An 11,862-nucleotide genomic window follows, 5' to 3' on the forward strand; every position below is an offset into this window, starting at 1 on the left:
TCACATGGACTACACGATCCGGCTGGCGACTCCCGAGGATGCCCAGGGCCTCACCCGCGTGCACGTACGGAGCTGGCAGTCCAGCTACCGAGGACTGATCGCGCAGGACTTCCTCGACACCATCGACTCCGTTGAGCGGCTCGCGGGCTGGAAGAAGACCCTGGCCCAGCCGGAGATGTTCGGCGTCTACGTGGCGGTGGCGCCCGGCAGCGGAGAGCTCGTGGGTTTCTGCGCCGGGGGAAAGACGCGGGACGACGCCCTCGGATGCCAGGGCGAGGTGTACGCCATCTATCTGCTGGATGAGGTGAAGGGCCAGGGCGTGGGACGCGCGCTCTTCCAAGCGTGCTTCCAGTGGCTCCGAGCGCGCGGACTCGTGCCCGTGCTCCTCTGGGTGCTGAAGGACAACGCGCGAGCCCGGAGCTTCTACGAGCGCATGGGCGGGAAGCTGGGCAGCGAGCAGTCCATCCTGATCGGCACCGTGTCCTACGCCGAGGTGGCGTACATCTGGGAGGCGTAGCTCAGACGCGGAAGGTCCCGGACCAGTCCTGGGGCCAGAGGACCTCAGGCGCCTCGCCTTCGGGCACGAGGGCGATCACGGCTCCCTCCAGGAACTCCTCTTCGTCCAGCGCCTCGATGAGCGTGCGCACGGCGACCTGAGGATCCATGACGCGGCAGAAGACGTTCATCCGGCCTTCCTGCGTCTCGCCGCCCTCGACCTCACCGTTGCCTGTCCAGCCGAGGATGTCCGTGAGCAGCTCCTCCACGGAGTTGCGCTTCTCGAAGTCGTGCCCCGTGCCCTTGCCCTTCAGCGTGTACTGGATGACGAGCGGAGCCATGGAGTCCGGATCGGGCTCGTCATAGCCCTGATCCACGAGCGGCTCGGCGGCCTGGGCCAGGGCCATGTCCGGATCCTCGTCCGGCGGAATGGGCGTCGTCTTGTGCTCGCCCATCTCGCCGACCGCTCCCCAGTGCACGGAGAGCCCGCTCTCGTCCACCCACGCCTCCCAGTAGCGGAGCGTGTCGCCTTCCTTCTTGTAGAGCCTCAGCACGCGGGCACCCTATCGTCCCGAGGCTCAGATCTCCATCAGCGCGAAGCGCTGATCCGGCGTGTGCTTGGCCATCAGCGGCATCGCCACGTTGTAGACGGGGATGCCGCCCCGGGTCTTCCCCTCGCGCGTGCCGTGGTGCGCGTGCCCGTGAAACACGGCCTCCGCCCGGTAATGATCAATCGGCATCGCCAGGCGGCTGGTGCCCAGGAAGGGACGGATCTCGATGTTCTCCCCCTCCAGCGTCTCTGGGATGGGGGAGTAGTGCATGATGATCACCTTCTTCGGCGTGTCGAGGTGGCTCAGCGCCGCCTCCAGCTTGAGGGACTCGGTGACCGCCTCCTGCACGAAGGCCTTGGTCTGCCCCTCGCCGAACGCCTGCAACGTGGCGTTGCCGAACCCCCCTCCGAACCCCTTCACCCCCGCCACCCCGAGCACCTTCTCGAAGATGAAGTGATCCCCATCGAGGATGTGCACCCCCACCTTGGACAGCTCCGCGCAGATCTCCTTCACCTGGCCGTGCTCGTAGTCATGGTTGCCCAGCACCGCGGCGCAAGGCACGCGCAACGCGGACAGCTCCTCGGCCAGTACCTTCCCCTCGTCCGTCATGCCGCGATCCGTCAGATCGCCGCACAGCAGCAGGATGTCCGCCGAGCTGTTGACCTGCTTCACGAGCAACCGGAAGCGGCCATGATGGTCCTCGCGGCAGTGCAGGTCACCGACTGCTGCCAGTCGAATCTTCGAGCTCGGATCGCGTGCCACGCTCTCCTCCGTGCTTCCTCTCGTTCTCGTCCCACAGCCGGCCGTCGCGGAAGTTCCAGTGGTGAATGTCCACGTGGTAGTTCACCCGTGAGATCAGGTTGCCACGGCAGATCGGCTCCTCCCAGTTGCCCTCGCGCACCGTGTCCAGCGTGCGTGACATCAGCTCCGCCATCACCCAGTCCGGGACGATGTCGCGCTCGGACGGGTAGGCGTAGCGGAACATCATCAGGTGGCTGAACAGCACCTCCCAGTAGCGATCGAAGCGTCGCATGATCCGCTCCCAGTCCATCTGCCGCCCCGCCTTGAGGATGAGGTGGTTCACGTCCGACCCGTCGTAGCGCTCGCGCTCGTTGACGAAGGCCTTGGACCAGATCATCTCCTCGGCGGGCGCCACCAGGCAGCGGTGGCCGAACACGGTGGCCGTCTTCGCGCACTCGAACCAGTCGTTGTCCACCACCGCCACGCCGTTGCCCGAGGAGAAGATGAAGTCGACGAAGTACTCGCCCTTGAAGGCCTTGTAGAGCCACACCTCGTCCGTGCGCTCGGTGCGCCAGCCATCCAGCTCCAGCACCTCGAGCGCCCGGCCCGCATCGCGCTTGCGCGGGAAGAGATCCAGATCCTTCGTGTCGCGGTAGATGCCGGTGTACGTGGCATAGGCGTACGCACCGCCGACGACAAAGGGCACGCCCGCATCCAGTAGGAGCCCGATCGCGCGGGCCCGAGCGTTGATCTCATCAGGAGCTCGGGCGCGCTCGGCCAGCGAGGCATCGATGCCCATCTCCCCGGGATGGTTCGGGTGTCGCTTTTCCATGGGGCACAAGGTAGGGACGGGGGAATTCGCCGGTCGGTCCCCTGTCGACGAGTGCCCGGTGGGCATCCAGGCGGCCTGCAAGGGCTTGGAATCGCTGGCTTTTTCGGGGAAGAAAATCCGGAAGAAAATCCGGCTTTCTGTTTTGCGGGGGTGCCGTGTCCATGGGGACGCAAACACGCTGCACGGCCCCGCCGGGGGGCCGAACCCCGAAAGGAAACACCCCATGTTCCGCAAGAGCCTGATGCTGTGCGCCGCCTCCCTGCTGTTCGCCGGTTGCGATCCGGCCACGAAGGAGGACGAGTTTCGCGAGGGCCTGCCCTCCAAGGAGCAGGTCAACGTGAAGGAGCCGGGTGGCAGCACCGGCCAGGGCCTGGAGAGCGCCTCGGTGCACGCCTACACCCAGGGCCAGACGAGCGACTTCTACAAGCTGACCCGCGGCGCCACCGTGTCGGTCAACGGCGGCACGGCCTTCGTGCTCAACCTGCTGGATCAGGTCACCAAGAACACGCCGACCTCGATCAGCGGCGACGTGGCCGTGTGGGGCCCGTATACGGACTCGCTGAGCCCCACCACCTGGAAGCTCACCGTGACGCAGACGGCGGACAACACCTACAGCTACAAGCTGGAGGGCAAGGCGAAGACGGCGGCGGACTCGGACTTCAAGGTGATCATCTCCGGCACGCACGCCATCGCCACGGACGCGCAGGGCAACCGCGTGAAGGCCTTCGGCTCCGGCGACATCACCCTGGACTGGGACGCGGCGCAGACGCTGCCCGAGCACGGCAATGACATCGGCACCGCGCAGATCCACTACTCGCGCCCGGATGCCCAGACGGTGGCCTCGGTGGAGGCTCACTTCCGCAACGTGAAGGATGACGACCGGCCGGGCACCAAGGTGAACGCGGACTACGGCTACAAGGAGACCCCGGGAGCCGGCGGCGAGTTCGACTTCGCCCTGGACAAGAACCTGGACACCGACCCTGCTCGCTCGCTCATCGAGCACCTGACCGTCAAGAGCCGCTGGGCGGTGAGTGGCGCCGGCCGCTCGGACGTGAAGATCACCCGCGGGGACGTGGGCACGGCCGAGGCCACCATCAACGAGTGCTGGGACGCCAACTTCTCCAGCCAGTTCCTGGTCACCAACCTGTTCCCCCTGGCCGGCTACGGCACCCTGACCGCCTGCGGGGGCTTCAGCACGGCCGTCTACTCCGGGCTGTAATCCACGCGCTAGACTGCGGCGCGCGATGGGAACGAGTCAGCCGGTCCTGAGAGTCATCCAGGGTGGTCCAACCGAGGACCGGCGAGCCTTCCTGCGCGAGCTGTATATGAAGCACGGCGGCAGCGTCCTGGGGCGCTGCCGCTACCTGTTGAAGGACTCGGCGAAGGCCGAGGATGCGATGCACGACGTGTTCGCCCGGGCGCTCACCCACGCGGGCGACTTCCGGGCCGAGGCCTCGCCGCTGACGTGGCTGATGAAGATCGCCACGCACCACTGCCTCAACCAGATTCGCTCGGAGCGGGCGGGCTGGCGCAGCTGGTTCGAGCGGGAAGAGGCGGCGCGGCCGGAGGGGCACGGGGGGCAGCAGTCCATGGAGACGCGGGACTTGGTGCGCCGGCTGCTGTCCAAGGTGGATCAGGAGACGCAGACCGCCGTCATCCACTACCACGTGGACGGGATGACGCTGGAGGAGGTGGCCGCGGCGCTGGGGCGCTCGGTGCCCACGGTGCGCAAGCGGCTGGAGCACTTCGCTGAGCTGGGTGGAGAAGAGTTGAGGGTCCGATGAGCGCGCAACTGTCAGAGCACCCTACCGAGTGGACGCTGCGCCGCCTGCACGCTGGCGAGCTGCCCTCCGCCGAGGCCACCCGGACCCGGACCCACGCCGCGAGCTGCGAGCAGTGCACCACGGTGCTCCGCCAGGCGGAGGAGGCCCAGCGCCAATTCGAGTCGGAGATTCCTTTCGAGCGCTTCGAGGCGGGAGTGAAGCAGGCGGAGGAGAAGGCCCGGAAGCAGGAGCCCTCCCGTGGCCTCTCCCGCCAGCGCTGGATGGGGCCGGTGGTCGCGCTGGCCGCCACGGTGTTGCTGGTGGTGGCGGCGAGGCCCCTGCTCGCCACGAGCCCGGTGCCGGGCGTGAGGACGAAGGGCGGCGCGGCGGCGGAGCTGCGCATCGGCGGTGGCGAGGGCTCGCAGCGTGTGGCTCGGACGGACGCGCCCGAGGCGCTGGCTCGGGGCGAGCGGGTGCGGCTCGGCTACACGCCGGACGCGCGCAAGTATGTCCTGGCGCTGTCGGTGGACTCGGCCGGCGAGGTGACACCGCTCTACCCCGAGTCCGGGCAGAGCCTGCCGGTGGAGCCGGGCGCGGGCACGCACTGGCTGCCGGACAGCATCGAGTTCACGGGCTCGGGCGCCGAGCGCGTGGTGGTGCTGCTGAGCGACGTCCCGGTGACGGTGGAGGAGGTCACCGCCGCCGCGCGCCGGGCCTTCGAGGCGGGTGGGCGGGATGTGGCGAAGATGCCGCCGCTGGACGTGGATGGCGACCAGACCCATTGGATGCTGCTCAAGCCGTGATGCGCTCGCGAAGACAGTGGGGCGTCCTCGCCCTCGCGCTGGTGCTGGCAACCGCCGCGTGGGCGGAGCCGATGCGCCGCTTCGCCCTGGTGATCGGCAACGACCAGGGCGGCTCGGACACCCGGCCTTTGAGCTACGCCCGCGAGGATGCGCGCAAGATGTACGGTATCCTCTCGCGGCTCGGCGGTGTCGCCCCGGCGGACTCCCGGCTGATGTTGAACGAGGACGCGCAGAGGGTCCTCGTCGCGCTGGCGGCGCTGGAGACGCAGTCGCGGATGGCGCAGGCCCAGGGCGAGCGCACCACGCTCTTCATCTATTACTCGGGCCACGCGAAGGATGGAGCGCTGCGGCTCGGAGACACGAAGCTGCCCTTCGACGTGCTGAAGCGGCGCCTGGCCGCGGCACCCGCCGACATCCGCATCGCCATCCTGGACTCGTGCCGGTCCGGCGAGCTCACACGAACCAAGGGAGCGCGGAGAGCGCCCGCCTTCGAGATCGACTCCGGCGCCACGCGGGATGCGCGGGGCCTGGTCATCCTCACCTCCAGCTCGGCGGACGAGGACTCGCAGGAGTCGGACACGATCGCCGGCAGCTACTTCTCGCACCACCTGGTCAGCGGGCTGCTGGGTGATGCGGACCGTTCCGGAGATGGCCGGGTGACGCTCTTCGAGGCGTACTCGCACGCGTACGCGCGGACGGTGGCGGACACGGCGGCCAGCAGCGCGGGGCCGCAGCACCCTACCTTCAGCTACGATCTCGCGGGCAACGGAGATCTGGTGCTCACGGATCTGCGCGCGTCCGAGGGCCTCGTGGTGCCGAGCGCCGCGCCCTCGGGGGCCTACTACTTCGTGGATCCAGGCGGGCTGGTGGTGGCGGAGCTGGAGAAGACGCCCGACACGGAGCGGCGGGTGGCGTTGGCTCCAGGCACGTACCGGGTGAAGCGCCGGCTGGAGGATCGGCTGCGCATCGGCGAGGTGGAGGTACAGCGCGGCCAGGAGACGGTGCTGGAGGAGGCGCGCTTCCGGGATGCGCCCTTCTCCGATGATCCGGTGAAGGGCGGCCGAGCGCGGGGCTCTTACTGGACGGTGGGGCTGACGGGCGGCTACCACTCCTTCTTGGACTCGCGCACCCGCGAGACGCTGTTCCTCTCCGTGCCCCTGGTGGGCGCCGAGGCGAACCTCCACGACTACTTCCGCGAGGATTGGGTGTGGAGCTTCGACGTGGCGCTGGGCGGGCGCGCCGCGAGGCTGAACCTGGCCACCCTGGAGGGCGCGGGCTACCGCTACTCGGTGCTCAGCCTGGGCACCTCGCTCACCACCGAGTGGCACGTGGGCGATCTGTCCCCCTTCATCGGCGCGCGGCTCGCGTACCTCTACATGGGCCGCAAGTTCGACGGCGCCACGTTCCCGGACCAGTACTACGCGACGTTCTCTCCCGGACTCGTGGCCGGCCTGCGGTATCGCCTTTCGCGCAGCCTCGACCTCACCGGGCGCGGCCGCCTCCACTACCTCACCTATAACGCCAAGGAGCAGAGCCCCGACGATCCCAGCCCCAACAACTCCCTGGGCTACTGGGAGCTCGCGGCCCTGGTGACCTATGAACTCTAAGGAGCCAGCGATGCGAACCCTCTGGCCCGCACTCCTCTGTCTGCTCGCCGCGTGCGGCGGCAACTTCTCCAACGAGGATCTCGAGTACCTCAACGCGCTGCCGACGCGAGAGGCCCTCGCCAGCAAGCTGCCCGGCAACGGCACGAGCTCCGGCAGCGGGCTGGCCCAGCGCCAGGATCGGCTGAGCGTGGGAGATCCCTCACAGCTCTACCAGGACACCCAGAAGGCCTCGACCGACTTCAACAACGGGCTGGATGGGCTGCTCAGCCTGCTGGAGAACATCCGCACCGTGCCGCCCACCACGCGCGAGCTGGATCGGCGCACCTGGGGGCCCTACCCGGACAACAACAACCCGGGCAACGTCGTGCGCTTCGTGATGACTCGAGCGGATGAGGACTTCGACTACCACCTGGACTTCAAGCCCACGGCGGCGAGCGAGGACGCCTGGTGGCCCTTCCTCGAGGGCTCCTTCAAGGCGGACGCGGGCATCCGCAAGGGCGAGGGCGACCTGCACCTCTTCATCTCGGACGCGGTGGCCAAGGGTATCAACGTGGGAGACCTCAAGGGCCTCAAGCAGCTCGACGTCGGGTACCAGAACAAGACGCTGCCCTCACGGGTGCAGATGATCTTCTCCACGCCGCCCACGCCTCCGGCCACCACGGCCCCCGCGGTCGACTACATCTACCGCGAGCTGCCCGGAGGCTTCGGGGAGATGCACTTCCTGCTCACGGGCACGGATTGGGTACCGGGCGGGCTGAAGGAGGACGTGGAGATCACCAGCCGGTGGACGCCGGAGCGCGGGGGCGTGGCGACCTTCGTCATCCGCGCCGGAGATCTCGCTGGCGCCAGCTACAAGGAGTGCTGGGACGCGCAGAACCAGCTCACCTTCGCCAAGCGCAGCTGGGAGTTGTTCGGAATTGGACTGGCCAGCGCGTGCCCGGACATCTCCGGCTTTGACAATTAAGCCGCTCCTCAGAGCGGCACGCCCCGTCCGAGCGCATGACGCAGCGTGTCTTTGCACGAAAAAATTGGCCGATGTCAGGGCCGCTTGTTAGGCAGGCAACCCCACCTGGCCGGCTCCTGCACGATACCCCCAGGATCAGGCATGGCAGCGCGCCATGCCCATTGCACCTCGGAGCCCGGAGCAAGGTGGTCACTCAGGAGGATTACACAATGAAGGCGAATCGTCTGTTCATCGCGGGTGTGGCGGCTCTGTCCCTGGCGGCGTGCGGTGGTGGCACCGATTACACCGCCGCCATGTCGAGCAGCGCTGAGAAGCCTGCGGTCACGGTCGCGTCCACGGGCACCGGCAACGCGACGGTCACGGTGGACAAGAAGATCGAGGTCAGCGGCACCTTCAGCGGCCTGACTGCCAACGCCGCCCAGGCCCACATCCACGGGCCGATGGGCGCTGACGGCACCGGCCCTGTCTACTGCACCCTCAAGGTCCCGGGCGCGACCAGCGGCAGCATCGAGGCGGGCGCGTCCGATGACGCTGCTTCGTGCGCCGCCAAGGAGGTCACCGACGCCGAGAAGGCGTACTTCGATGACGGCAAGATGTACGTGAACATCCACACCAGCAACAACCCGGGCGGCGAGATCCGCGGCGACCTGGCGAAGAAGTAATCGTCCTACCGTGGTCCCCAGGGGCAGGCCGGGCCGCTGTTCGCCCGCCTGCCCCTCTTGTTGTCCTTCCTTGACTCAGCCGGGCGTGCTCTTTAGGTTCCGGCATTCCTCAGAGAAGCTCGAAGGATCTCCATGGCCCGCATTACCGTCGAAGACTGCCTCCCCCTCGTCGACAACCGCTTTGCCCTGGTGCTGCTCGGCGCCAAGCGCGCTCGCCAGCTCATGGCCGGCGCCCGCCCCATCCTGGAGATCTCCAAGAACAAGCCGCCCGTGCTCTCCCTGCGCGAGATCGCCACCGGCCGCGTGAAGTTCGACCGTGACGTGCGCGAGGCGCTGTCCGGCAAGTACACCAGCGAGGAGCAGAAGGCCGCCGCCGCCACTCCCAACCTCCCCGCCGCTCCGCCTCCGGCCGTCTAGCTTCGGGCTCCTTCTGGGAGCCCCCCCGGGGGAGTCGAGTCTCCCGCGCGCAGCAGCCGCACCGCGCGCGCGGCGATGGACTTCTCCCCCTTGTAGCCCAGCGCCGGTACGAGCTGCGCCAGCGGCACCCAGCGCGTCTCGTCCACCTCCACGCGCGGGCCGGGAGGCAGCACTCCGAGCTCCCCCGCCTGATAGCGGAACAGGAAGAAGTGCACGCGCTTGAAGATGCGCTGCCCTCGGAACTGGTACACGTAGCGGATCTCCCCCAGCGGGGCGACCAGGGTGACGGTGAGGCCCGTCTCCTCGCGCACCTCGCGCGTGGCGGTCTGCTCGGGAGTCTCGCCGGGATCCACGTGCCCCTTGGGCAGCGCCCACAGGTTGCGCCCGTGGGGGCGGATCACGGCCACCTCCCAGCTCCCCGCGTTCTCGCGGATGACCACTCCTCCGGCGGACGCCTCGCGCGGCATACGGGCCGCACCCTACCCTGAAGCGGGCCGCCCGTGCCTCACATCCCTTGCGAGAAATGCCGGAGCTTGGCCTCCGCTCCCAGCCGGTAGGCGTAGCGCAGGTCCGACAGCAGCCGATCCAGCCGGCGCCCTCCCACATGCCCCATCATCCGAGAGCAGAAGTTGCGAGACAGGCGGTTGGCCTCCTCGTAGCGCCAGCGCTCCTGGGAGGAGAGGCTCGGCCGGTAGGAGATGCGATCGAAGAGCCGGAGCAGCAGCTCCTCGGACCAGGCCTTCACCCCCTCGCCCCAGCGGTGCAGCAGGCAGACGGCGAACTTGTCCACCTCGGCCTGGGCCTCCAGCTCCAGCAGCGACAGCGCCCGCCCGTGGGCCGCCGTGTGCGCCACATAGAGAAAGTGCGAGACGCCCTCGGCCAGCTGGCAGTACCCATCCAGGTCCCCGTCCAGCACGTAGCCCACGGGGCCCGCCTCGTACGGCTTGAGCCTGTCCAGCAGCGAGGGCGCCAGGTACAGGGCCAGCTCGAGCGCATCCTCCCCCTCGCTCACCAGCAGCTCTTCCTCGGCCCGGCCCGTGCCGCCCAGCTGCACCGCGGCCTCGGTGTCCACCACGAAGGTCTCCGCCCGCGCCTCGCAGGTGAAGCCATAGATGGCCTGCAGGTGGTCCTGCATCCGACCGATCATGCGCGCTCCCCGCTAGTTGGGCATGTGCCCCTTGGGCGTCAGCACCCCCGCGTCCACCAGCACCCGCTCCAGCTTGTTGCTGCCGGTGCGCACCCAGGTCTCGTACACCTTCAGCGTGCCCGTAGGCCCGCCCTGCACCATGCCGCGCGCGGAGATCTCCTCCAGCACCTCCACCAGCGCCCGGAACTTGGAGCATAGCTCCCGGTACACCTCGGCGAACCCAGCCCCAGGCGACAGCTCGGCCACCTGCCCGTACGCCGTCCCGCCCATCTGGATGTAGTAGTCCGAGCCCACCACGCTGCTCTGCAGCGCGCCCGCGAAGAAGCCCGCCTTGTACAGCGACACGTCCCCCAGGCGGCGCAGCGTGCGGATGCGCTCCTCCCGCTCCTGCAAGAGGGCCCGGTGGTACAGCACCGCCAGGGGCTCGTGGTCCTTGCGGCCCTCCTGCTCCTGGCTGAACAGCTTGTCGGTGGTGGCGAACTCGGACAGCAGGTTCACCAGGTAGAACTCGGTCAGCTCGGTGATCACCACCCGTTGGCGCCGAATGACCTCGTCCAGAACGGCCTTGAAGAACTCCTTCAGAGAAGAACCGGTCACCAGTTCACTCATGGGTATCGACCTCCTCCCCTCACGCTTCAGGGGACACCCCAAAGGGTACCAACGGACATTTCTTGTCGCAAAGGCAGAGCCCAGTCTTTTCAGGCACTTACGCTGGCACTCTCGCGGGCAGAGTGCCAATCCGTGGACATGTGAGGGCCTTGCAGTCGAGGACGGCGACTGCCAGAGCAGGCTGGGAAATGGCAGTCCGGACGGCTGTTTAGCCGGACACAAGGACCTGCTCCGGGTCGCTTGACGGGGTGACTTCGCTGGTTATTATCCCGCGCGCTTGAGCATTAGCACTCGGCAGTCGCGAGTGCTAAAGACCCCGGGCCCTCAGGCCCACATCCCACCCAGGCGCACGGTCCATCCGGGCGTCTTTCTCAAGGAGACCGAAACCATGAAGATTCGCCCCCTGCAGGATCGCCTCATCGTCAAGCGTGTTGCCGAGGAGAACAAGACCAAGGGCGGTCTGTTCATCCCCGATACGGCCAAGGAGAAGCCCCAGGAGGGCAAGGTCGTGTCCGTGGGCAACGGCAAGGTCCAGGAGGACGGCAAGGTGCGGCCCATGGACATCAAGGCCGGTGACACCATCCTCTTCAGCAAGTACGCCGGCACCGAGATCAAGCTCGAGGGCGAGGATCACCTCATCCTCCGCGAGGAGGATGTGCTGGGCGTGATCGAGAAGTAATCCCCCCGCTTTTTTCCCTTTCCTCCCGATAGGACAAGAACCATGTCTAAAGACATCATTTTCGACGTACGCGCGCGTGAGGCCATTCTCCGCGGCGTGAACATCCTGGCTGACGCGGTCAAGGTCACCCTGGGGCCCAAGGGCCGCAACGTGGTCATCGAGAAGAGCTTCGGCTCGCCCACCATCACCAAGGACGGCGTCACCGTCGCCAAGGAGATCGAGCTGGAGAACAAGTTCGAGAACATGGGCGCGCAGATGGTGAAGGAGGTCGCCAGCAAGACTTCCGACGTGGCCGGCGACGGCACCACCACCGCGACCGTGCTCGCGCAGGCCATCTTCCGCGAGGGCGCCAAGCTGGTGGCCGCGGGCCACAACCCGATGGACATCAAGCGCGGCATCGACAAGGCCGTGGCGGTCATCGTCGCCGAGCTGAAGAAGCTGGCCAAGCCGACCAAGGACAAGAAGGAGATCGCCCAGGTCGGCACCATCTCCGCCAACGGCGACGAGACGATCGGCAACATCATCGCCGAGGCCATGGAGAAGGTGGGCAAGGAGGGCGTGATCACCGTCGAGGAAGCCAAGTCGATGGAGA

The 11,862-nt window shown here is 67.7% G+C and carries 16 protein-coding genes; 10 read left to right on the plus strand and 6 right to left on the minus strand.

All coding sequences use genetic code 11. The annotated features are described in order from the left end of the window. Window positions 1-4 precede the first annotated feature (4 nt). Window positions 5-517 carry an N-acetyltransferase family protein gene (locus ACJ8AT_RS28045; RefSeq protein ID WP_407740955.1) on the plus strand — a complete coding sequence of 171 codons (513 nt, stop codon included), beginning with the start codon at window positions 5-7 and terminating at the stop codon, window positions 515-517. 1 nt (window position 518) lies between these two features. Here the strand turns inward: ACJ8AT_RS28045 and ACJ8AT_RS28050 are convergent, their stop codons facing one another. The 3 genes from ACJ8AT_RS28050 to ACJ8AT_RS28060 are packed head-to-tail and all read right to left on the minus strand — an operon-like array spanning window position 519 to window position 2,619. Next, the gene (locus tag ACJ8AT_RS28050; RefSeq protein WP_407740956.1) at window positions 519-1,049 is read right to left on the minus strand and encodes a hypothetical protein; all 531 of its coding nucleotides are present in this window, start codon (window positions 1,047-1,049) and stop codon (window positions 519-521) included. 24 nt (window positions 1,050-1,073) lie between these two features. After that, on the minus strand, window positions 1,074-1,778 hold the full coding sequence (locus ACJ8AT_RS28055; RefSeq protein ID WP_407740970.1) for a metallophosphoesterase: 705 nt from the start codon (window positions 1,776-1,778) through the stop codon (window positions 1,074-1,076). Next, complete coding sequence (locus tag ACJ8AT_RS28060; RefSeq protein WP_407740957.1) at window positions 1,762-2,619, minus strand: hypothetical protein; 858 nt, start codon at window positions 2,617-2,619, stop codon at window positions 1,762-1,764. Before ACJ8AT_RS28060 ends, ACJ8AT_RS28055 begins: the two co-directional genes overlap by 17 nt. 223 nt (window positions 2,620-2,842) lie before the next feature. Between ACJ8AT_RS28060 and ACJ8AT_RS28065 the strand changes: the two genes are divergently transcribed. The 7 genes from ACJ8AT_RS28065 to rpoZ all read left to right on the plus strand — a co-directional run bounded on the left by ACJ8AT_RS28065 (window position 2,843) and on the right by rpoZ (window position 8,835). Continuing rightward, window positions 2,843-3,838, plus strand: coding sequence for a hypothetical protein (locus ACJ8AT_RS28065; RefSeq protein WP_407740958.1), 996 nt, complete (start codon window positions 2,843-2,845; stop codon window positions 3,836-3,838). A 25-nt stretch (window positions 3,839-3,863) separates the two neighbouring features. Next, the gene (locus tag ACJ8AT_RS28070; protein WP_407740959.1) at window positions 3,864-4,403 is read left to right on the plus strand and encodes an RNA polymerase sigma factor; all 540 of its coding nucleotides are present in this window, start codon (window positions 3,864-3,866) and stop codon (window positions 4,401-4,403) included. Continuing rightward, a complete protein-coding gene (locus ACJ8AT_RS28075; RefSeq protein ID WP_407740960.1) occupies window positions 4,400-5,185 on the plus strand; it encodes an ACP synthase in 786 nt (261 codons plus the stop codon). Before ACJ8AT_RS28070 ends, ACJ8AT_RS28075 begins: the two co-directional genes overlap by 4 nt. Beyond that, window positions 5,185-6,792 (plus strand): caspase domain-containing protein, encoded by a 1,608-nt coding sequence (locus ACJ8AT_RS28080; protein WP_407740961.1) that lies wholly within the window; start codon window positions 5,185-5,187, stop codon window positions 6,790-6,792. The genes ACJ8AT_RS28075 and ACJ8AT_RS28080 overlap by 1 nt, the downstream gene beginning before the upstream one ends. A gap of 10 nt (window positions 6,793-6,802) precedes the next feature. After that, on the plus strand, window positions 6,803-7,756 hold the full coding sequence (locus tag ACJ8AT_RS28085) for a hypothetical protein (protein ID WP_407740962.1): 954 nt from the start codon (window positions 6,803-6,805) through the stop codon (window positions 7,754-7,756). 209 nt (window positions 7,757-7,965) lie between these two features. Beyond that, window positions 7,966-8,418 carry a CHRD domain-containing protein gene (locus tag ACJ8AT_RS28090; protein ID WP_407740963.1) on the plus strand — a complete coding sequence of 151 codons (453 nt, stop codon included), beginning with the start codon at window positions 7,966-7,968 and terminating at the stop codon, window positions 8,416-8,418. Window positions 8,419-8,550: 132 nt separating this feature from the next. Next, window positions 8,551-8,835: a DNA-directed RNA polymerase subunit omega gene (rpoZ, locus tag ACJ8AT_RS28095; RefSeq protein WP_407740964.1), complete on the plus strand. Its 285-nt coding sequence runs from the start codon at window positions 8,551-8,553 to the stop codon at window positions 8,833-8,835. On the opposite strand, the gene ACJ8AT_RS28100 is transcribed toward rpoZ, so the two are convergent. From ACJ8AT_RS28100 to ACJ8AT_RS28110, 3 genes are read right to left on the minus strand one after another with little or no spacing between them, the layout of a single operon-like run. Further along, window positions 8,832-9,302, minus strand: coding sequence for an NUDIX hydrolase (locus ACJ8AT_RS28100; RefSeq protein ID WP_407740965.1), 471 nt, complete (start codon window positions 9,300-9,302; stop codon window positions 8,832-8,834). The two genes, rpoZ and ACJ8AT_RS28100, sit on opposite strands and share 4 nt — an antisense overlap. Before the next feature lie 38 nt (window positions 9,303-9,340). Then, window positions 9,341-9,982 carry a hypothetical protein gene (locus ACJ8AT_RS28105; protein WP_407740966.1) on the minus strand — a complete coding sequence of 214 codons (642 nt, stop codon included), beginning with the start codon at window positions 9,980-9,982 and terminating at the stop codon, window positions 9,341-9,343. 12 nt (window positions 9,983-9,994) lie between these two features. Continuing rightward, the gene (locus ACJ8AT_RS28110; RefSeq protein ID WP_407740967.1) at window positions 9,995-10,591 is read right to left on the minus strand and encodes a hypothetical protein; all 597 of its coding nucleotides are present in this window, start codon (window positions 10,589-10,591) and stop codon (window positions 9,995-9,997) included. Window positions 10,592-10,979: 388 nt separating this feature from the next. Here ACJ8AT_RS28110 and groES point away from each other — a divergent pair, with 388 nt between their 5' ends. Both groES and ACJ8AT_RS28120 read left to right on the plus strand, forming a co-directional pair. Then, complete coding sequence (groES, locus tag ACJ8AT_RS28115; protein WP_407740968.1) at window positions 10,980-11,270, plus strand: co-chaperone GroES; 291 nt, start codon at window positions 10,980-10,982, stop codon at window positions 11,268-11,270. A 42-nt stretch (window positions 11,271-11,312) separates the two neighbouring features. After that, the coding region (locus ACJ8AT_RS28120) for a TCP-1/cpn60 chaperonin family protein (RefSeq protein WP_407740969.1) at window positions 11,313-11,862 on the plus strand (550 nt) is incomplete at its 3' end.

It is taken from the genome of Hyalangium sp., from assembly GCF_045802625.1.
Taxonomy (GTDB): Bacteria; Myxococcota; Myxococcia; order Myxococcales; family Myxococcaceae; genus Hyalangium.

Bases quoted from the DNA above. Each gene is read 5' to 3' on its own strand.
- ACJ8AT_RS28110 (WP_407740967.1), bottom strand. From the start codon at position 10,591: ATGAGTGAACTGGTGACCGGTTCTTCTCTGAAGGAGTTCTTCAAGGCC.
- groES (WP_407740968.1), top strand. From the start codon at position 10,980: ATGAAGATTCGCCCCCTGCAGGATCGCCTCATCGTCAAGCGTGTTGCC.
- ACJ8AT_RS28045 (WP_407740955.1), top strand. From the start codon at position 5: ATGGACTACACGATCCGGCTGGCGACTCCCGAGGATGCCCAGGGCCTC.
- ACJ8AT_RS28065 (WP_407740958.1), top strand. From the start codon at position 2,843: ATGTTCCGCAAGAGCCTGATGCTGTGCGCCGCCTCCCTGCTGTTCGCC.
- ACJ8AT_RS28085 (WP_407740962.1), top strand. From the start codon at position 6,803: ATGCGAACCCTCTGGCCCGCACTCCTCTGTCTGCTCGCCGCGTGCGGC.
- ACJ8AT_RS28070 (WP_407740959.1), top strand. From the start codon at position 3,864: ATGGGAACGAGTCAGCCGGTCCTGAGAGTCATCCAGGGTGGTCCAACC.
- rpoZ (WP_407740964.1), top strand. From the start codon at position 8,551: ATGGCCCGCATTACCGTCGAAGACTGCCTCCCCCTCGTCGACAACCGC.
- ACJ8AT_RS28100 (WP_407740965.1), bottom strand. From the start codon at position 9,302: ATGCCGCGCGAGGCGTCCGCCGGAGGAGTGGTCATCCGCGAGAACGCG.
- ACJ8AT_RS28090 (WP_407740963.1), top strand. From the start codon at position 7,966: ATGAAGGCGAATCGTCTGTTCATCGCGGGTGTGGCGGCTCTGTCCCTG.
- ACJ8AT_RS28105 (WP_407740966.1), bottom strand. From the start codon at position 9,982: ATGATCGGTCGGATGCAGGACCACCTGCAGGCCATCTATGGCTTCACC.
- ACJ8AT_RS28080 (WP_407740961.1), top strand. From the start codon at position 5,185: ATGCGCTCGCGAAGACAGTGGGGCGTCCTCGCCCTCGCGCTGGTGCTG.
- ACJ8AT_RS28075 (WP_407740960.1), top strand. From the start codon at position 4,400: ATGAGCGCGCAACTGTCAGAGCACCCTACCGAGTGGACGCTGCGCCGC.
- ACJ8AT_RS28060 (WP_407740957.1), bottom strand. From the start codon at position 2,619: ATGGAAAAGCGACACCCGAACCATCCCGGGGAGATGGGCATCGATGCC.